This window comes from Brevundimonas sp. GW456-12-10-14-LB3 (assembly GCF_059424365.1).
On the sequence record NZ_JBWKZJ010000050.1, the window covers coordinates 1 to 17684 of the forward strand.

20 protein-coding genes are annotated in these 17684 nt (G+C 68.6%); 14 read left to right on the forward strand and 6 right to left on the reverse strand.

What is annotated here, in order from left to right; all coding sequences use genetic code 11:
• Window positions 1–62 precede the first annotated feature (62 nt).
• From cydB to AC07XS_RS14775, 11 genes are all read left to right on the forward strand, one after another.
• Entirely contained in the window at window positions 63–1211 is a 1149-nt protein-coding gene (cydB, locus tag AC07XS_RS14725) for a cytochrome d ubiquinol oxidase subunit II (RefSeq protein ID WP_182715013.1), read from the forward strand.
• A gap of 19 nt (window positions 1212–1230) precedes the next feature.
• Entirely contained in the window at window positions 1231–1377 is a 147-nt protein-coding gene (cydX, locus tag AC07XS_RS14730; protein WP_054766299.1) for a cytochrome bd-I oxidase subunit CydX, read from the forward strand.
• Window positions 1364–2761 (forward strand): oxygen-independent coproporphyrinogen III oxidase, encoded by a 1398-nt coding sequence (gene hemN, locus AC07XS_RS14735; protein ID WP_182715014.1) that lies wholly within the window; start codon window positions 1364–1366, stop codon window positions 2759–2761. Before cydX ends, hemN begins: the two co-directional genes overlap by 14 nt.
• A 124-nt stretch (window positions 2762–2885) precedes the next feature.
• Window positions 2886–3548 carry an OmpW/AlkL family protein gene (locus tag AC07XS_RS14740; RefSeq protein WP_228184534.1) on the forward strand — a complete coding sequence of 221 codons (663 nt, stop codon included), beginning with the start codon at window positions 2886–2888 and terminating at the stop codon, window positions 3546–3548.
• Window positions 3549–3699: 151 nt separating this feature from the next.
• Entirely contained in the window at window positions 3700–4644 is a 945-nt protein-coding gene (locus tag AC07XS_RS14745) for a DUF808 domain-containing protein (protein ID WP_182715016.1), read from the forward strand.
• Window positions 4645–4711: 67 nt separating this feature from the next.
• Window positions 4712–6394 carry an alkaline phosphatase family protein gene (locus AC07XS_RS14750; RefSeq protein ID WP_182715017.1) on the forward strand — a complete coding sequence of 561 codons (1683 nt, stop codon included), beginning with the start codon at window positions 4712–4714 and terminating at the stop codon, window positions 6392–6394.
• 37 nt (window positions 6395–6431) lie between these two features.
• Window positions 6432–6725 carry a type II toxin-antitoxin system HigB family toxin gene (locus AC07XS_RS14755; protein WP_182715018.1) on the forward strand — a complete coding sequence of 98 codons (294 nt, stop codon included), beginning with the start codon at window positions 6432–6434 and terminating at the stop codon, window positions 6723–6725.
• Between the two features lie 12 nt (window positions 6726–6737).
• On the forward strand, window positions 6738–7115 hold the full coding sequence (locus AC07XS_RS14760) for a helix-turn-helix domain-containing protein (protein WP_182715019.1): 378 nt from the start codon (window positions 6738–6740) through the stop codon (window positions 7113–7115).
• 167 nt (window positions 7116–7282) lie between these two features.
• Window positions 7283–8725: a pyruvate kinase gene (gene pyk / locus AC07XS_RS14765; RefSeq protein WP_182715020.1), complete on the forward strand. Its 1443-nt coding sequence runs from the start codon at window positions 7283–7285 to the stop codon at window positions 8723–8725.
• 354 nt (window positions 8726–9079) lie between these two features.
• The gene (locus tag AC07XS_RS14770; protein WP_321208158.1) at window positions 9080–10213 is read left to right on the forward strand and encodes a DNA adenine methylase; all 1134 of its coding nucleotides are present in this window, start codon (window positions 9080–9082) and stop codon (window positions 10211–10213) included.
• A 41-nt stretch (window positions 10214–10254) separates the two neighbouring features.
• The gene (locus AC07XS_RS14775; RefSeq protein WP_152950749.1) at window positions 10255–10563 is read left to right on the forward strand and encodes a hypothetical protein; all 309 of its coding nucleotides are present in this window, start codon (window positions 10255–10257) and stop codon (window positions 10561–10563) included.
• 2 nt (window positions 10564–10565) lie between these two features.
• On the opposite strand, the gene rnhB is transcribed toward AC07XS_RS14775, so the two are convergent.
• From rnhB to AC07XS_RS14805, 6 genes are all read right to left on the reverse strand, one after another.
• A complete protein-coding gene (rnhB, locus tag AC07XS_RS14780; protein ID WP_182715021.1) occupies window positions 10566–11207 on the reverse strand; it encodes a ribonuclease HII in 642 nt (213 codons plus the stop codon).
• Complete coding sequence (locus tag AC07XS_RS14785; protein ID WP_182715022.1) at window positions 11200–11799, reverse strand: DNA-3-methyladenine glycosylase I; 600 nt, start codon at window positions 11797–11799, stop codon at window positions 11200–11202. Before AC07XS_RS14785 ends, rnhB begins: the two co-directional genes overlap by 8 nt.
• A 197-nt stretch (window positions 11800–11996) precedes the next feature.
• Complete coding sequence (locus AC07XS_RS14790; protein WP_182715023.1) at window positions 11997–12755, reverse strand: 3-oxoacyl-ACP reductase; 759 nt, start codon at window positions 12753–12755, stop codon at window positions 11997–11999.
• Window positions 12756–12764: 9 nt separating this feature from the next.
• Window positions 12765–13568, reverse strand: a complete 804-nt coding sequence (ygfZ, locus tag AC07XS_RS14795; RefSeq protein WP_182715024.1) for a CAF17-like 4Fe-4S cluster assembly/insertion protein YgfZ — start codon at window positions 13566–13568, stop codon at window positions 12765–12767.
• A 61-nt stretch (window positions 13569–13629) separates the two neighbouring features.
• Window positions 13630–14175 carry a hypothetical protein gene (locus AC07XS_RS14800; RefSeq protein WP_182715025.1) on the reverse strand — a complete coding sequence of 182 codons (546 nt, stop codon included), beginning with the start codon at window positions 14173–14175 and terminating at the stop codon, window positions 13630–13632.
• Window positions 14172–14390, reverse strand: a complete 219-nt coding sequence (locus AC07XS_RS14805; RefSeq protein ID WP_182715026.1) for a hypothetical protein — start codon at window positions 14388–14390, stop codon at window positions 14172–14174. The genes AC07XS_RS14800 and AC07XS_RS14805 overlap by 4 nt, the downstream gene beginning before the upstream one ends.
• A gap of 110 nt (window positions 14391–14500) precedes the next feature.
• On the opposite strand from AC07XS_RS14805, the gene AC07XS_RS14810 reads away from it, so the two are divergent.
• The 3 genes from AC07XS_RS14810 to AC07XS_RS14820 form a co-directional block, all read left to right on the forward strand.
• Complete coding sequence (locus AC07XS_RS14810; RefSeq protein WP_182715027.1) at window positions 14501–15466, forward strand: glycosyltransferase family 9 protein; 966 nt, start codon at window positions 14501–14503, stop codon at window positions 15464–15466.
• 167 nt (window positions 15467–15633) lie between these two features.
• On the forward strand, window positions 15634–16965 hold the full coding sequence (locus tag AC07XS_RS14815) for a dihydroorotase (RefSeq protein WP_182715028.1): 1332 nt from the start codon (window positions 15634–15636) through the stop codon (window positions 16963–16965).
• On the forward strand, window positions 16962–17684 hold a 723-nt coding region (locus AC07XS_RS14820), incomplete at its 3' end, for a prephenate dehydrogenase (protein WP_182715029.1). The genes AC07XS_RS14815 and AC07XS_RS14820, both read left to right, overlap by 4 nt.

Here is a 17684-nt window from a genome sequence, read left to right on the forward strand (position 1 = left end):
CCCGCGACCCCCGTCGCCGCCCCGGCCGTGGCCTGAACCAGACAGACTGAGGACATCCGACCATGGATCTTCCAATCGACTTCGCAACCCTTCGCCTGATCTGGTGGGCCCTCTTGGGCGTGCTGCTGATCGGCTTCTCCCTGACCGACGGTTTCGACCTGGGGGTCGGGGCCCTGCTGCCCTTCGTCGCCAAGACGGACGAGGAGCGCCGGATGGTGATCAACACCGTCGGCGCCACCTGGGAAGGCAACCAGGTGTGGTTCATCCTGGGCGGCGGCGCCATCTTCGCCGCCTGGCCCTTCGTCTACGCCGTCAGCTTCTCGGGCTTCTACCTGGCCATGTTCCTGGTCCTGTCGGCCCTGATCCTGCGGCCGGTGTCGTTCAAGTACCGCTCCAAGCGGCCCTCGCCCAAGTGGCGGTCCTTCTGGGACTGGTGCCTGTTCATCGGCGGCTTCGTGCCGGCCCTGGTGTTCGGCGTCGCCGTCGGCAACGTCCTCTTGGGCGCCCCCTTCCGTCTGGATAGCGACCTGCGCTCCTTCTACGACGGCAATCTGCTGGGCCTTTTCACCCCGTTCAGCCTGATCGCCGGCCTGCTGTCGGTGGCCATGCTGGTGCTGCACGGCGCGGCCTGGCTGTCGGTCAAGGCGGAAAAGGGACCGGTGCTGGAACGCGCCCGTCTGTACGGCACGATCGCCGGCCTTCTGGCCCTCGTCCTGTTCGCTGCGGGCGGCCTGTATATGGCCTTCGGCAACGTCGGCTACCGGATCGTGGGCGACCTGGACATCCAGGGCTTCTCCAACCCGCTGCGCACCACGGTCGAGGCCGCGCCCGGCGCCTGGCTGGACAACTACAAGCTCTATCCGTGGATGATGATCGCGCCCACCCTGGGCTTCGTCGGGGCGGTGGTCGGCCTGTCGGGCATGTGGCTGCGGTCCGCGCCCCTGGCCTTCGGCGGGTCGTCGATCTCGACCGTCGGCATCATCTCGACCGTCGGCCTGTCGATGTTCCCCTTCATCCTGCCCAGCTCGATCGACCCGCAGTCCAGCCTGACGGTCTGGAACGCCTCGTCCAGCCACGTGACCCTGTTCATCATGCTGATCTGCACCCTGGTCTTCCTGCCCATCGTGCTGGCCTACACCAGCTGGGTCTACAAGGTGCTGTGGGGCCGGACCTCGGTCGCCGCACTCAAGACCAACCCCGACCTGTACTGAACCCGAGGAGCATCAAGCCATGTGGTATTTTTCCTGGATCCTGGGTGTCGGGCTGGCGGTCGGTTTCGGCGTGCTGAACGGCCTGTGGCACGAGTTCCACCTGTTTGACGAAGGCGATCAAGGCCTGTCGGTCGATGCGGCGAAAGAAGGCGATGTCCCTCTCTAGCCCGGCCGGCGCCGACGTGCGGACGACGCGCGAGCTGATCGCCCGCTACGACGCCCACGCGCCGCGCTACACCTCCTATCCGACGGCGGCGCAGTTCACCCCCGCCGTCGGGGCCGCCGATTGGGGGGCGTGGCTGTCGGCCGCGCCCCTCGACCGCGCGGTGTCGCTGTATCTGCACATCCCCTTCTGCAAGCGGCTGTGCTGGTACTGCGGCTGCAACACCCGGGCGATGAACCGGGTCGCCCCCATGAGCAGCTATGTCGATCTGCTGCTGAAGGAGGCCGATCTGGTCCTGGCCCGGATGGGCGGGCTGAACGGCCGACGCCTGAGGGTCGGCTCGATCCATCTGGGCGGCGGCACGCCCAACATGTTGCCGCCGCAAGAGCTGGAACGGCTGTTCGCCGGCCTGGCCGCCCGGTTCGACCTGGGCGACTGTTTCGAGATCGCCGCCGAACTGGACCCCGAAGTCCTGACCCAGGACTGGATCGAGGCCGCCGGCCGCATCGGCCTGAGCCGCGCCAGCCTGGGGGTGCAGGATCTTTCGCCCGTGGTTCAGGCGGCGGTGAACCGGCCGGAATCCTTCGAGACCATCCGCTGGGCGGCCGAGGCCCTGCGCGCGCAAGGCGTATCCTCGCTGAATCTGGATCTGATGTACGGCCTGCCGCTTCAGGCGGTCGAGAACGTCGTCAATACGGTGGCCCAGGTCGCGACCCTGCGGCCGGACCGGATCGCCCTGTTCGGCTACGCCCATGTGCCGTGGATGAAGTCGCATCAGAAGCTGATCAAGGACGCCGATCTGCCTGGGGCCGAGGCGCGCTTCGCCCAGAGCCAGGCGGCGGCGCGCTATCTGGTGCAGAAGGGCTGGCAGGCGATCGGACTGGATCATTTCGCCTTGCCGCACGATTCCATGGCCGCCGCCGCGCGGGCCGGCCGGCTGCGTCGCAACTTCCAGGGCTATACGACCGACGAGGCGCCGGTGCTGATCGGCCTGGGGGCGTCGTCGATCAGCCGCACGCCGCTGGGCTTTGTTCAGAACCACGCCCAGGAGCGAGACTGGCGCGCCGCAGTGGAGGCTGGAGACCTGCCGGTCGCACGGGGCGTAGCCCTGAATCCGCGCGACGCCTTCGTGGGCGAGATCATCGAACGGCTGATGTGCGACTTCGCCGTCGATGTGGCGGATCTGGCGCGCCGACACGGGCGCGCTCTGGCCGAGCTGGACGCCGCCTGGCCCCGGCTGCTGCCGTTCCAGCTGGACGGACTGGCCGAGGTCAGCGGGTCTGTGGTGACGGTCACGGACCTGGGGCGTCCGTTCGTGCGGGCGGTCTGCGCCGCCTTTGATCCCGCCGCCGTCGACATCGAGAAGCGGCACGCCCGGGTGGTCTGACTGGACAGATTGTCCAACCCCTGCATGGGTTTGCGCTGGATCAAGGCCGGACCGATGCAGGGGGCGCATCTCCCCCCTCAAGACGCTCGGAACAGGCCGCATGAGGCGGCAGCGGGCGTCGGGGATGAGCAAGATGAAACTGAAAACCCTGATCCTCTCAGCCGTCGCCGCCGCCGCCTTCGCCGCGCCGGCCATGGCCCAGACCGCCGTCTGGGAAGCGCCCAAGAAGGGCGACTGGATCGTCACCGGCCGCGTGACGGATGTCTTTTCCGAGGCCGACAACGCCATCACGACCGCCGCCGGCGCCGACTCCGGCCTGCACGTCGATGTGGGCGACAGCGTGATGCCGACCCTGGGCTTCACCTATTTCCTGACCGACCACCTGGCGGTCGAGGCGATCCTGGGCACGACCAAGCATGAGATCCGCGCCCAGGGCGGAACGACCGACGTCGCCGTTCATGAGACCTGGGTCCTGCCGCCGGTCGTCACCCTTCAGTATCGCCCGCTGACCGAGGGCCGGTTCAGCCCCTATGTCGGCGCCGGCGTCAACTACATGCTGTTCTACAGCGGCGAGGACAAGAACGGCTTCAAAGTCGATCTGGACGACAACTTCGGCTACGCCCTGCAGGCGGGCGCCGACATCGGCATCCAGGGACCGTGGAGCCTGAACGTCGACGTCAAGAAGGTGTGGGTCAATATCGACGCCGACGTCAACGACGGCGCTCTGAAGAGCGATGTGGATCTGGACCCGTGGGTCGTTTCTGTGGGGGTTGGCCGTAAGTTCTAAGAAAAACCGACATCGGAAATGCGTTCGAATGGAAGCCCCGCCGGTTCGCCGGCGGGGCTTTCGTCGTCGTGCGGAGGCGCTCGACAAATCCGGCGGCGCGCCCTAGGGCCAGGTGCGACCGCCTGTCGCGGCGCAACTTGGGGATTCTGGCATGCCTTCCGGTTTGATCGCCTTGCTCGACGACGTGGCGGGCATCGCCAAGATGGCGGCGGCCTCGATCGACGACGTCGGGGCTGCGGCCGGCAAGGCCTCGACCAAGGCTGCGGGCGTGGTGGTGGATGATGCGGCCGTGACGCCGCGCTATGTCACCGGCCTGTCGCCCAGCCGCGAACTGCCGATCATCGGCAAGATCGCCCTGGGGTCGTTCCGCAACAAGCTGCTGCTGATCCTGCCCGCGGCTCTATTGCTGAGCGCTTTCGCCCCGTGGGCCATCACTCCGATCCTGATGTGCGGCGGGGCCTATCTGTGTTTTGAGGGCGCGGAGAAGCTGATGGAGGCCTTCGGCGGCCACGGCCATGAAGAGGAAGCTTCGGACGAGGGCGATGCGGCGACGCTGGAGAAGGCGACGGTGGCCGGGGCCGTGCGGACCGACCTGATCCTGTCGGGCGAGATCATGGCCATCGCCCTGGCCGATGTGGCGGCCCAGCCGATCCTGACCCAGGCCGCCATTCTGGCGGTGGTCGGCGTCGCCATGACGGTCGCCGTCTATGGGGTCGTGGGCCTGATCGTGAAGATGGACGACATCGGCCTGCATCTGGCCGAGCGCCCCAACGGCGGGGTTCGCGCCCTGGGTCGCGGCCTGGTCAAGGGGATGCCGGTGGTGATGAGCGCCCTGTCGATCATCGGGACCGCTGCGATGCTGTGGGTCGGCGGCGGCATTCTGGTGCATGGATCGCACCGGCTGGGGCTGCATTGGCCCGCCGAGCCGCTGGAGCATCTGGCCCATGCGGTCGGCGCCGCGACGGGTCCGCTGCACGGCGTGATCAGCTGGGCGGTGACGGCGCTGGGCTCGGCCATTATCGGGGTGATGGTCGGCGGGGCTATCGCCGTCGCCGTGCATCAGCTGGGACGGCTGCGGTCCCGACCGGCCCACTGATCCGCTGTCACGCCATCGCCATCGGCGGCCTTTAAGACGCTGAGCCACGCTGTTTCGGAGTAAGCCCATGTCCCTGTCGCGCATCACGCTGGCGGCCCTGGCCGCCCTGTCGCTGGGGGCGGCCGGTCCGGTCCTGGCCCAGACCGCCCAGACGGCGGCGCCGCAGACCGCCCGCGCGGCCCTGACGCCGCCCAAGCTGATCGTGACCATCGTGGTGGATCAGTTCAGCGCCAATCTGTTCGACCAGTATCGCAGCCGCTACACCGGCGGCCTGCGACGGATGGCGGACCAGGGACTGGTGTCGATCAACGGCTATCAGACCCACGGCCTGACCGAGACCTGCCCCGGCCACTCGACGATCCTGACGGGCCTGCATCCGTCCGAGACCGGCATTCCCGCCAACGACTGGATCGACCCGAAGACGGGCAAGGAGGTCTATTGCCTGGCCGCGCCGCAGAACCATCTGGCCAATGGTCGCGACGACGTCGACAACGGGCCGGTGGGCCCCGAACAACTGCGCGCCACGACCCTGGGCGACTGGCTGAAGGCCGTGAGCCCCGAGAGCAAGGTCGTCGCCGTCTCGGGCAAGGACCGGGGCGCGATCAATCTGGCGGGCCATCAGGGCCAGGCCTTCTGGTTCACCGGCGACTTCGGCCTGACCACCTATGTCGAGCCCGGCGAGACGGCGCAGGCCAAGCTGGCGCCGGTGGCGGATTACAACCGCGCCTTCCGCCAGGGGATGAGCGTCACGCCGGTGACCTGGGACTACGCCCATGATCAGTGCCGGGCCCTGGCCGGGGACTGGACCATTCGCGGCCAGACCTTCCATTCGACCCTGCCGCCGGCGGGCCTGAAGTTCGACACCTCGCCCCTGCTGGACGAGGCGACGCTGCAGGCCGCCGAATATCTGCTGGACAGCCAGAAGCTGGGGCAGGGGTCGGCGACCGACATGCTGGGCGTCAGCCTGTCGGCCACGGACCGGATCGGCCATATGTACGGCACCCAGGGACCGGAGATGTGCGAGCAGATGCTGCGGCTGGACGCGGCCCTGGACGTCTTCCTGGATCGGCTGGCCCAGGTTCCGGGCGGGGTCCTGGTGGTGCTGACGGCCGACCACGGCGGGTCCGACTTCGTCGAGCGGCTGCACGACCACGGCTATCCCCACGCCCGCCGCGCCGACATGGCGGCGATCCAAGGGGTGAACGACGCGCTGAAGGCGCGATTCAACCTCAGCGCCGATCCGCTTCAGGTCGGGGGCAGCGGCCTGATGGTCGCCGACGCCCAGCACCGGTCTCTGCCCGATCCGCTGCGGACCCAGGTGGCCGAGGCGGCGGTCGAGCTGCTGCGCGCCCTGCCGGACGTGGCCTTCGCCGAGACCCGCGACCGGCTGCTGGCCGAGCCCCTGCCGGACAGCCGCCAGCCCGAGATGATGAGCTTGCGCGAGCGGATGCGCCTGTCGACCGTGGCCGAGCGCTCGCCCGACATCCAATTCGCCTGGGCCCAGAACGTCACGGCGGGCGGGCGGGTCGGCTCGACCCTGGCCGGTCACGGCACGCCGTGGGAATATGATCGCCGGGTGCCGATCCTGTTCTGGTGGCCCGGCGCGACGGGCGAGGAGCGGTTCCTGCCGATCCGCACCATCGACATTGCCCCGACCCTGGCCCATGTCATCGGGGTGGCGACGCCCAAGGTCGAGGGCCGCTGCATCGACCTGAACGGGTTCGCGGTGGCCGACTGCCCGACCGAGTGACGCTTGTTCCCATAACGGGATCGAGCTATAAGGCAGGATGAACGTCGTCGCCCGGAAGACTCTCCAGGCCTTCTGGACTCGTCATCCGTCGGCGAAGGGACCGCTGACGAGTTGGTATGATCATGCGAAGGCTGCCGACTGGCGGTCTCCGCAGGATGTGAGGAATGATTTTCGTTCCGCCGACTTCGTCGGCGACAACCGCGTCGTCTTCGATATCGGCGGTAACAAATATCGGGTGGTGGTGCGGATTTCCTACACCTTCAAGCAGGTGTTGGTGAAGTTCGTCGGCACGCACGCCGAGTATGATCGTATCGACGTGGAAACCGTCTAGGCGAAGGAGCAGATGAGCATGCACATCCATATTCTTCGCGATGAGGCCGACTACCTGGAGGCTCTGGCGGCCTATGAAGCCTATTTCGACAACGCGCCCGAACCTGGCAGCGAGGCTGGCGATCGGTTCGAACTGCTGGGGTTGCTGTTGGCGAAATATGAGGAAGATCATTTCCCTATGCCCACCGGCGATCCGGTCGAGGCGATCCGGTTCGCCATGGAACGCCAAGGGCTGAGCCAGTCGGATCTTTCGGACGTGCTGGGGTCAAGGTCACGGGCGTCTGAGGTGCTGAACCGACGGCGCGCCCTTTCCGTTTCGCAAATCCGCACCCTGTCGCGCGAATGGCGTATTCCGGTTCAAGCGCTGATCGGTGAAGCGAAGGCGGCCTGAAGCGATCCGGCGCGATAAACTCCTGTTTCGGGGCCGTAAACTCGTGTTTCCCGAAGGGAAGCCGGGCTTACGCCCTTGACGTTTCCTAGGCAGAAGAGGGCAAATCGTCCCGGATCGGCGCCGCCGCGCGCCGCGGGGCGGCCCAGAAACCAGCAGGAAACGCCGTCATGAACAGAGCCCGCCGCGCCCGCATCGTCGCGACCCTGGGGCCCGCCAGCCGCGCGCCCGGCACGGTCAAGGCCCTGGCCCAGGCGGGGGTGGACGTCTTTCGGTTGAACTTCAGCCACGGCTCGCACGAGGACCACGCCGCCGCCCTGAAGGCCGTGCGGGGCGCCGAAATGGCGCTGCAACGGCCGCTGGGGGTTCTGGCCGATCTGCAAGGGCCCAAGCTGCGGCTGGGCCGGTTCAAGGACGTCGAGGTCGCGGTCAAGCCGGGCCACAAGATGCGGTTCGACCTGGACCCGACGCCGGGCGACGAGACCCGGGTGCAGATGCCGCACCCCGAAATCTTCAAGGCCCTGCGCCCCGGCATGCTGCTGTTGCTGGACGACGGCCGGGTGCGGCTGCGGGTCGGCGACCGGACCGACGACTGGGCCGATGTGACGGTCGAGAGCGGCACGAAACTGTCGGACCGCAAGGGGGTGGCCGTGCCGGACGCGGTCATCCCGGTCTCGGCCCTGACGCCCAAGGACCGCGAGGACCTGGCCTTCGCCCTGCGCCAGGGCGTGGACTGGGTGGCGCTGAGCTTCGTGCAGAAGCCCGAGGACATGGCCGAGCTGAAGCGGATCGTGAACGGCCAGGCGGCATGCCTGGCCAAGATTGAAAAGCCCGCCGCCGTGGCCGATCTGGAGGCCATTCTGGACTATTGCGACGGGGTGATGGTGGCGCGCGGCGACCTGGGCGTCGAGCTGGACCCCGAGGACGTGCCGGTGGCGCAAAAGCAGATCGTGCGGGCGGCGCGCAATCGCGGGGTGCCGGTGATCGTGGCCACCCAGATGCTGGAATCCATGACCAGCGCCCCGGCCCCCACCCGCGCCGAGGCGACCGACGTCGCCAACGCCGTCTACGAAGGCGCCGACGCCCTGATGCTGTCGGCCGAGACGGCGTCGGGCGACTATCCGCTGGAGTCGGTCGGCATCATGAGCCGGATCATCGAGCGGGTCGAGCGCGACCCGATGTGGCCCAAGCTGATGGGCGCCGAACACGCCGGCATGGACGAACACGACGTCGACGCCCTGGTGGCGGCGGCGGCCATGGCGGCCTGCGCCCCCTCGACCGGCTGTCTGGTGGTCTTCACCACCCTGGGCGGCACGGCGCGGCGGATGGCGCGCGAGCGGCCGCTGAAGCCGATCCTGGTCCTGACCCCCAATCCGAATACCGCGCGGCGGCTGGCCCTGGTCTGGGGGCTGGAGCCGCGGCTGGGGGATCAGCCGGACTCGCTGGAGGCCGTGACCGACGATGCGGTCGACAGCGCGGTCCGCTATGGGCTGGCCGAGCCGGGCCAGCGCATTCTGATCCTGGCCGGCACGCCGTTCGGCGCGCCGGGGGCGGCCAATCTGCTGCGCCTGGCCCATGCGCCGGCCAAGGCCAAGGGCCGCAAGAAGGGCTGAGGATCAGGCGCCGTCGGACTGCGAAAAAACAGTCCGATGAGTCCATTGTGTCCGGTCAACGGGCCGCAGACGGCGGGATCGGACACGAAAAAAAACAGCGTCCGATGTGTCCGATCTGTCCGATTGAGCCGGGCCAGGACGGCCGCGAAGGCCGCTGAACGCGCCGAAGGCGGCCCGGTCGGACACGAAAAAGAGGTGTCCGATGTGTCCGATCTGTCCGATCTGTCCGATCTGTCCGATTGAGCCGGGCGCTGGACGGGGGCGAAAGATGTCAAAGACCTGAGACGTCCTATAGGGCGCCGTCGGACCCAGGGGCGTCGAAAGCGGGTCGATCCGTCCAAGGCCTTGACGGCCTTGTCTGATTTTCGCTCCGTGGTGCGGATCGGCGGCGACGGCGATGGCGGCGAAGGCGCCGGAGCGCTACCGTGGCGGTATGAGTCGGCGGCCCGGATGATCAAATATATCGGCTCCAAACGCGCCCTCTTGGGCCATGTGAGCGCCGCCGTGGCGAGCGTCCTCCCGCAGGGCGGGCGGGTGTGCGACCTGTTTTCAGGGACGGCGCGGGTCGGTCATGCCCTGAAGGCCAAGGGGTTTCAGCTCTGGTCGAACGACCACAACGCCTATGCCCACGCCCTGGCGACGGCCTATGTCCAGGCCGATCGAGAGGTCTGGATCGACCGGGCCGAGGCGGTGCTGGCGGAACTGCGGGCCGTGAAGCCCGAGGCGGGCTGGTTCACCCAAACCTTCTGCCGGGACGCCCGCTACTTCCACCCCGACAACGGCGCCCGGATCGACGCGGTGCGCGACCGGATCGAGGCGATGGAGCTGGAGCCCGAGTTGAAGGCGGTGGTCCTGGTCAGTCTGATGGAGGCGGCGGATCGGGTGGACAGCACCGCCGGGGTGCAGATGGCCTATATGAAACAGTGGGCGCCGCGCGCCCTGAAGCCGCTGGAGCTGCGTCTGCCCGACCTCCTGCCGGGCGTCGGGGCGCCGTGCCGGGCGACGCAAGGCGATGCGGTCGAGATGGCCGACCAGGTGGAGGCGGACCTGGTCTATCTGGACCCGCCCTATAACCAGCATTCCTATCTGGCCAACTATCACTGCTGGGAAAGCCTGGTGCTGTGGGACCGGCCCGAGACCTATGGGATCGCCAACAAGCGGGTGGATGTGAAGACGCGCAAGAGCGCCTTCAACAGCCGCCCCGGCATCGGCCCGGCCCTGAAGTCGGTGATCGAGCGCGTCCAGGCGCCGAACCTGATCGTCAGCTTTAATGACGAGGGCTATCTGAGCCGTCAGGACCTGGTCGAGATGCTGTCGGCGCGGGGACGGGTCCAGGTCGTGGAGATCGCCCACCCCCGCTACGTCGGCGCCCGGATCGGCATCCACAATCCCAAGGGGGAGAAGGTGGGGCAGGTGGGGCGGCTGAGGAACGTCGAACACCTGTTCGTGGTCACCGACCGGCCGGTGGATCTGTCGCTGGCGGCCTGACGGGGCGGGAACCCGACTCGGGCGGACGCCGTTGAGGGTCCATGCAACCGCCCGTCACACACACTGGAACGCCCGCTCGCGAAGACGACTATCGCTTGCGCCCGGCCGCCGAGCCCAAGTCGTGGGTGACGGATCAGCCCATTTCCGATTTTCCGGCGGATCGCATGACGTCGCGCCTCTATACCCACAACGCCGAGCGGTTCGGCCGCCGCGAGCCCGAGCCGGTCGAGACCGTCGAACCGGAGGCGGAACCGGCCCTGAACCCGCCGCCGCACTGGATGATGATGATCGCCGGCGCTGCGGTGGCCGCCCTGATGGGCGCCCTCCTGGGCGGCTTCATGCACATCTGAGGTCAGGCCTCTTCGAGCAAGGCCTTGATCGGTCCCCAGCTTCGGCGATGGGCGGGGCAGGGGCCGAGGGTCTTCAGCGCCGCCTGGTGGACGGGGGCGTTATAGCCCTTGTGCCCCGCAAAGCCGTAGCCGGGATATTGGGCGTCCAGCTCGATCATCAGCCGATCCCGCGCCGTCTTGGCCAGGATCGAGGCCGCCGCGATCGACAGGGACAGGCCGTCGCCCCCGACCACGGTCTGTATCTCGCAGGGTAGTTTGAACCGATAGTTGCCGTCCACCAGGGCCGCGACCGGCTGGACCTGCAGGGCCTCGATGGCGCGGCACATGGCCAGGCCGGTGGCGTGCAGGATGTTCAGTTCCTCGATCTCCTCCACCGAGGCGAAGCCGACGCCCCAGGCGACGGCGCGGGCCTTGATCTCGGGCTCCAGCGCCGCGCGGCGCTTTTCCGTCAGGGCCTTGGAATCGTCGATGCCCGGCGGCAGGTCGTCGGGGTTCAGGATCACCGCCGCCGCCGACACCGGCCCCGCCCACGGCCCGCGCCCCGCCTCGTCCACGCCGCAGACGGGGCCGTTGACGCGCTGGATCAGCAGGGTCTCCAGCGCGAGGGTGGGGAAGGCCTTCGGATTCGCGGGGGCTTTAGCCATGGCCCGCCATCGCACGAAGCGGGGCGTGACGGAAGCAGGTCGTCTGGTGATCATTGACCATGCCGACCGCCTGCATAAAGGCGTAGACGATCACCGGGCCGCAGAAGTTGAAGCCGCGTTTCTTCAGGGCCTTGGCCATGGCGACGGACTGTTCGGTCTGGGTCGGGGCTTGGCGATAGTCGGCGAAGGGGGTGTGGATTGGTTCGCCGCCGACGAAGGACCAGAGCCACGCTGAGAAATCCTCTCCGTTGTCGCGCATCTCAAGCCAGATCTGGGCGCCGCGGATGGCGGCCTTGATCTTGGCGCGCGAGCGGATGATGCGGGGGTCGCCCAGCAGGCGCTGGATGTCGGCCTCGTCATAGCGGGCGACGATTTCGGGGTCGAAGCCGTCGAAGGCGTCGCGGATGCCCTCGCGCTTTCGCAGGATGGTGATCCAGGCGAGGCCGGCCTGGAAGCCGTCGAGGACCAGCTTCTCCCACAGGGCGCGGGGGTCGCGTTCGGGCACGCCCCATTCGGTGTCGTGATAGGCGATGTAGAGCGGGTCGGTGGTCCCGCACCAGCCGCAGCGGCCCGAGGCATGTGAGTCGGTCATACGGCGATGTTGCCGGTTTGTTCGAGGTGTTCAAGACCCTCTCCCGCTTGCGGGAGAGGTGTCGCGTCGATCGCGAAGCGATCCAGCGACGGAGAGGGAAGTTTTACTTGAAGAAGAAGACTTCCCCCATCGTCAGCCGTCTCGCTCCGCTCGACGAGCTGACACTTCCCCCGCAAGCGGGGGAAGGTCTGGTGAGATCAATCCCTGACCAGTCCCCCGTCCACCACCAGGTTCTGGCCCGTCACGGCGCGGCTCCAGGGGGAGGCGAAGAACAGGGCGGCGTCGGCGAATTCTTCGGGGGTGGTGACCGACCGCAGCGGGGTCATTCCGGCGATCAGGTCGAAGACCGCGTCCGGCGTGGCGGCGCTGGCGTCGGTGGTGCGCAAGAGGCCGCCGGAGACCATGTTGACGGTGATCCCGTCCGGACCCAGGTCGGCCGAGGCGGTGCGGGTGAGCGACAGCAGGGCGGCCTTGGCGGCGGTGTAGTCGTGATAGGGCACGACCGGGTTCTGGAACAGGTTGGTGCCGATGTTGATGATCCGCCCGAACCGACCGGCGGCCATGCCCGGCGCCGTGGCCTGGATAGTGTTCAGGGCGCCACGCACCACGGTCGAGAACTGGGCCGCCAGTTCGTCCCAAGCGATGTCGGTCATCTGTGAGCGGGCGTCGCCGTTAAAACTGTAGTCCAGGGCGTTGTTGACGACGGTGGTGACGGGGGCGCCGAAATGGGCCTGTGCGGCGCCGACCAGGGCGTCGACGGCGGTGCGGTCGGTCACATCGGCCTGAAGGGCGATCGCGCGATCGCCGATCTCGGCCGCCAGGGCCTGGGCGGCCTCGCCGCTGGCGCGCCAGTTGATGATCACGCGCGCCCCTTCACGCGCGAAGGCGCGGACGGCGGCGGCGCCGACGCCGCGCGCGCCGCCGGTGACGAGGACGATCTGGTCGGCGATCTTCATGGAAGGGTCTCAGTCTGTGGAGGAGGGGAGGACGTCCTGACCCATCCAGGCGGGCCGACGCAAGCGCACCGGGCGGCCCTCGACGGTCAGGTCGCCGTCGAGACGGTCGATGCGCAACAGGGCCATGGCCGAGCCGTCTCGGCCCGACAGCACCTCGCCCGCGCGCAGCTCCCCCTTCAGCACCTCGGCGCCGAAGGGGGGCGGGGGGCCGTCGAAGTCGAGGACCAGCATGCGGTTCTTGATCGAACCCCGGCGTTTCATCCGCGAGGTGGTCTCCTGGCCGACAAAACAGCCCTTGTGGAAGTCGATCCCGTTCAGCAGGTCGAAATCGGCCTCGATCGGATAGGTCTTGTCCTGGGGGGCGTCGGCGGCCGGATCGGGCACGCCGACCGACAGGCGGTGCAGGTCATAGTCGGCCTCGGTCGCGTCGGCTGTGGCCGGTCCATAGAGGCGGCCGCCCATCAGAGGTGTTCGGGGGTCGGGAATGAAGCCTGTGGGCGCGTCGGGCCAGGCGGCGAAGACGGGGCGGTCGTCGGCGGCCACCTGGACCTTGGCTCTCAGTTTGTACATCGACAGCCGCTGGATCAGGGCGTCGCGGCGGTCGGCGGCGACGTCCAGCAGGACGCCCTCGGCCTGGCCCAGGATGAACAGGTCGAAAAGCAGCCGACCGGGCGGGGACAGCAGGGCGCCGAACCGCAGTTCGCCTTCGGACAGGGTCTCGATGTCCTGGCTCAGCAGATTGTGCAGGAAGGGCCGCGCTTCGGGGCCGGTGACGGCGATCAGGGCGCGGCTGGACAGGCGGACGACGGGCATGGCGCCTAGATAGGCAGGCCCGAGCCTGGGCATAAGGCGGCGGCACGGAAAATCTGCGGTGTCAGACCACGGCGTAGCGGGCGACCACCCCGTCCGGCTGGAAATCATGCCGGTCCAGCCGGTCCAGCGACCGCATCAGCCGATCCGGAAAGTCGGCGGGATCGCCCTCCTCAACGGCCGGGCGCAGCCAGTCGGTGACGACCGCGCGGGCGGGATAGGTTCCGACCGGGCCTGGGACGCTGAGCGCCACCTCCACCCCTTCGGCGATCCAGCCGGCGATGGTGGCGAACAGGTCGACGGAGGCCAGGAAGTCGCTGCGCCGCAGGACGTACAGGGTGATCACCCCGTCCTCGATCCCATCCGGGCGGACGATGATCCCGCTGCGGTCCGGCCGCCAGTCGTCGGACAGTTCGACGACCCGCCACAGGCAGAACCAGATGCGGCAGGTCTGGGGGCGTACGGCATGGACCGAACAGCCCGTCGCCTCGACGCAATAGGCGCACAGCTCGCCGGTGGGCTTGGCCAGTTCGGGCAGGTTCAGCGGAATGGCCCGACAGCATTCGACGCAGGCGCCGCAAGCTCGGTCGGGCAGGAGGGGCAGGCTCAACCGACCGACCGCTCCAGCCGGGCGATGCGGCGGTCCATGTCGGCGACCTGGGCCTGAAGCCGCGTCTTCTCTGAGACCATGTCCACGGGCGTTCCGTCCTCATAGGTGATGACCGCGCCCTGGTCGATCAGGTCCAGCCGATAGAGGGCCGTGACCCGTTGAGCCTTGAAGCGTTCGAGGGCGGCGACGGCGGCCGGATCGGGGGTTTGAACCATGGCCGGGCTCTAAACCATTGCGGCCTGCGGGGAAACCGTGGGCGAGGCGCAGACCCGCAGTTGGGGATTGGCGCTGAATCCCGGCGAGAATCCCCTTATACGGTGCACGGATGATCGGGCGCTTTCCCATCCTCTATATCGCCGAGGCGGACGCCGAGGACGCCGTCCTGTCTTCGGGCGTGCTCGCCTATCTGGTGGAGAGCCTGCCCAACGCCGTCTTCACCGTGGTGGGATCGGCCGCCAGCGCGCCCCTGTTCGCCGACACCCCCCGGCTGGAACGGCTGCTGGTGCTGGAGCGCGAGGGGCGGTTCGACTGGATCGCCCTTTGGAACCAGGTGCGGGGGACCCACTGGGGTCTGGTCGTGGACATGCGCGGCTCGACCCTGTCGGGCAAGCTGAGGCGCCAGAAGCGGGCGGTGCGGGGGCGCGATTCCGAGGGCGTTCATGCGGTCGAGGCCGCCGCCGCCGTGCTGAAGCTGGAGCCGCATGAGGCGCCGTCCCCTCGGCTTTATGTCTCCGACATCACCCAGGCCCAGGTCGAGGCCCTGATCCCCGCGACCGGCGGCGACGGCCCCATATTGGCGGTCGGGCCGGGGGTGGAGTGGATGGGGCGGCGCTGGCCGGCCGAACGCTACGCCAAGGTGGCGACCAAGCTCCTGGCCGACGACGGCCCCCTGGCGGGCGGGCGTCTGATGATCGTGGGCGAGGAGATCGACCGGGAAGCGGCCCACACCATCCGCTATGCCGCGCCGCGCGCGCGGGTGATCGAGCTGCAAGGAAAGCTGACGCGGCTGCAGACCGTAGCGGCCCTGTCCAAGGCGCGGCTCTATATCGGGGCGGATTCGATCTGGACCCATCTGGCGACGGCGGCGGGCGCGCCCGTGGTGGCGGTCTTCGGCCCGTCGGACGAGACGCGGCGCGGCCCCTGGAAGGGGGTGACGGTGCGCGGGCCCCGATCGTTTGCGGAGTTCAAGACCCTGGACCCCCGGCTGAACCAGGCCATCCAGCATATGATGGACCTGCCGTGGGAGCGGGTGCTGAAGGCGGCGCAAAGGGTGTTGAAGGAGCGGGGCTGACCCACACCGCCGTCATCCTCGGGCTCGACCCGAGGATCGAGGGTTCCGCACACGGGGCGCCTTCCGGTAGAAGCACACAGCCCATGCGTCTTCTGCCGTGACGCGGACGGTCCGATCCTCGGGTCAAGCCCGAGGATGACGGTGATGAATAGTCAGGAGCCCGCCCCATGACCCAGACCTATGACCTGATCGTCCGCGGCGGCGAGGTGGCCAACCATGCGGGGCGGGGCATGGCCGACGTCGGCGTCATCGACGGCAAGATCGCCTTCATCGGCGACCTGTCCCAGGCCTCGGCCGGAGAGACTTTCGACGCGACGGGCCTGACCGTCCTGCCCGGCGTCATCGACACCCAGGTCCATTTCCGCGAACCCGGCCTGGAGTGGAAGGAAGACCTGGAGACGGGCAGCCGCGCGGCGGCCCTGGGCGGGGTCGTCGCCGTGTTCGAAATGCCGAACACCAATCCCAACACCACCGACCCGGACACCATGGCCGACAAGCTGGCCCGGGCCAAGGACCGGATGTGGACCGACCACGCCTTCTATGTCGGCGGCACGCATGAGAACGCCGACTATCTGGGCGAGCTGGAGCGGCTGCCCGGCTGTTGCGGGGTCAAGGTCTTCATGGGCGCCTCGACCGGCGACCTGCTGATCGCCGACGACGAGGGGGTGCGCAAGGTTCTGTCGAACGTGCGCCGCCGCGCCACCTTCCACTCCGAGGACGAATACCGGCTGGTCGAACGGCGGGGCCTGGCCCGCACCGGCGACTGGACCAGCCACCCCGAGGTGCGCGACGCCGAGAGCGCCATCCGCTCGACCCGCCGCCTGGTCGGCCTGGCCCAGGAGACCGGCGCGCGCATCCATGTGCTGCACGTCACGACCCGGGACGAGATGGAGTATCTGCGCTTCCACAAGGATGTCGCCACCGTCGAGATCACGCCCCAGCACCTGACCCTGGCCGCGCCCGAAGCCTATGAGCGGCTGGGCGCCTATGCCCAGATGAACCCGCCGATCCGGTCGCAGGAGCATGTGGACGCTCTGTGGCTGTGGGGCATGCAGCAGGGCGTGGCGGACGTCATCGGCTCGGACCATGCGCCGCACACCAAGGAGGAGAAGGCCAAACCCTATCCGGCCTCGCCGTCCGGCATGCCGGGGGTGCAGACGCTTGTGCCCCTGATGCTGACCCATGTGGCGCAAGGGCGGCTCAGCCTGGAGCGGTTCATCGACCTGACCTCGGCCGGCGCCCAGCGGGTGTTCGGCACGGCCAACAAGGGACGGATGGCCGTCAGCTATGACGCCGATCTGACCCTCGTCGATCTGAAGGCCAAGAGAACGATCACCCACGACCAGCAGGCCTCGCGCTGCGGCTGGACCCCCTTCGACGGTTTCGAGGCCACCGGCTGGCCGATGGCGACGATCGTGCGCGGCCGGGTGGTGATGCAGGACGGCGAACTGATCGGCGCGGCCCACGGACGGCCGGTGCGGTTCATGGAGACGCTGTGAGGGAAAAACTCGGCCTGATCGGCTTCGGCGCCTTCGGGCGGTTGACGGCGCGGCATCTGTCGCCCTGGTTCGACATCTACGCCCATGATCCGGCGGCGAACGACGGCGAGGGCCATGCGACCCTGACCGATCTGGCGACCGCCGCCGCCTGTCCGACGGTGATCCTGGCCGTGCCGGTCGAGGCGCTGGAGGCGACCCTGGCCGCCATGGGCCCCCATCTGGCGCCGGGCGCCCTGGTCCTCGACGTCGGTTCGGTCAAGGTGAAGCCCGCGCGACTGATGGACGATAGGCTGGCGCCCGGCGTGCGCGTCGTCGGAACCCACCCCCTGTTCGGCCCCCAGAGCGGCAAGGCCGGGATCGCCGGGCTCAGGATCGCCGTCTGCGTGGTACGCGGCGACCGTGACGCCCGCCGCGTCGCCGCCTTCTGCCGGAAAGCCCTGAAGCTGAGGGTCTTTCTGGTCACGCCCGAAGATCATGACCGGGAGGCGGCCGTGGTCCAAGGCCTGACCCATCTGATCGCCCGTGCGCTTCTGGCCATGGAGCCCCTGCCGACCCGTATGACCACCGCCAGTTTCGACCGGCTGATGGAGGCGGTGGACATGGTCCGCCACGACAGCCCCGCCGTCTTCCGCGCCATCGAACGCGACAATCCCTTCGCGGCCGAGGTGCGCGAGCGGTTCTTCACCCTGGCGGATCAGGCGCGGGGGGCGTTGGGGGAG

Bases quoted from the DNA above. Each gene is read 5' to 3' on its own strand.
- cydB (WP_182715013.1), top strand. From the start codon at position 63: ATGGATCTTCCAATCGACTTCGCAACCCTTCGCCTGATCTGGTGGGCC.
- cydX (WP_054766299.1), top strand. From the start codon at position 1,231: ATGTGGTATTTTTCCTGGATCCTGGGTGTCGGGCTGGCGGTCGGTTTC.
- hemN (WP_182715014.1), top strand. From the start codon at position 1,364: ATGTCCCTCTCTAGCCCGGCCGGCGCCGACGTGCGGACGACGCGCGAG.
- AC07XS_RS14740 (WP_228184534.1), top strand. From the start codon at position 2,886: ATGAGCAAGATGAAACTGAAAACCCTGATCCTCTCAGCCGTCGCCGCC.
- AC07XS_RS14745 (WP_182715016.1), top strand. From the start codon at position 3,700: ATGCCTTCCGGTTTGATCGCCTTGCTCGACGACGTGGCGGGCATCGCC.
- AC07XS_RS14750 (WP_182715017.1), top strand. From the start codon at position 4,712: ATGTCCCTGTCGCGCATCACGCTGGCGGCCCTGGCCGCCCTGTCGCTG.
- AC07XS_RS14755 (WP_182715018.1), top strand. From the start codon at position 6,432: ATGAACGTCGTCGCCCGGAAGACTCTCCAGGCCTTCTGGACTCGTCAT.
- AC07XS_RS14760 (WP_182715019.1), top strand. From the start codon at position 6,738: ATGAGCATGCACATCCATATTCTTCGCGATGAGGCCGACTACCTGGAG.
- pyk (WP_182715020.1), top strand. From the start codon at position 7,283: ATGAACAGAGCCCGCCGCGCCCGCATCGTCGCGACCCTGGGGCCCGCC.
- AC07XS_RS14775 (WP_152950749.1), top strand. From the start codon at position 10,255: ATGCAACCGCCCGTCACACACACTGGAACGCCCGCTCGCGAAGACGAC.
- rnhB (WP_182715021.1), bottom strand. From the start codon at position 11,207: ATGGCTAAAGCCCCCGCGAATCCGAAGGCCTTCCCCACCCTCGCGCTG.
- AC07XS_RS14785 (WP_182715022.1), bottom strand. From the start codon at position 11,799: ATGACCGACTCACATGCCTCGGGCCGCTGCGGCTGGTGCGGGACCACC.
- AC07XS_RS14790 (WP_182715023.1), bottom strand. From the start codon at position 12,755: ATGAAGATCGCCGACCAGATCGTCCTCGTCACCGGCGGCGCGCGCGGC.
- ygfZ (WP_182715024.1), bottom strand. From the start codon at position 13,568: ATGCCCGTCGTCCGCCTGTCCAGCCGCGCCCTGATCGCCGTCACCGGC.
- AC07XS_RS14805 (WP_182715026.1), bottom strand. From the start codon at position 14,390: ATGGTTCAAACCCCCGATCCGGCCGCCGTCGCCGCCCTCGAACGCTTC.
- AC07XS_RS14810 (WP_182715027.1), top strand. From the start codon at position 14,501: ATGATCGGGCGCTTTCCCATCCTCTATATCGCCGAGGCGGACGCCGAG.
- AC07XS_RS14815 (WP_182715028.1), top strand. From the start codon at position 15,634: ATGACCCAGACCTATGACCTGATCGTCCGCGGCGGCGAGGTGGCCAAC.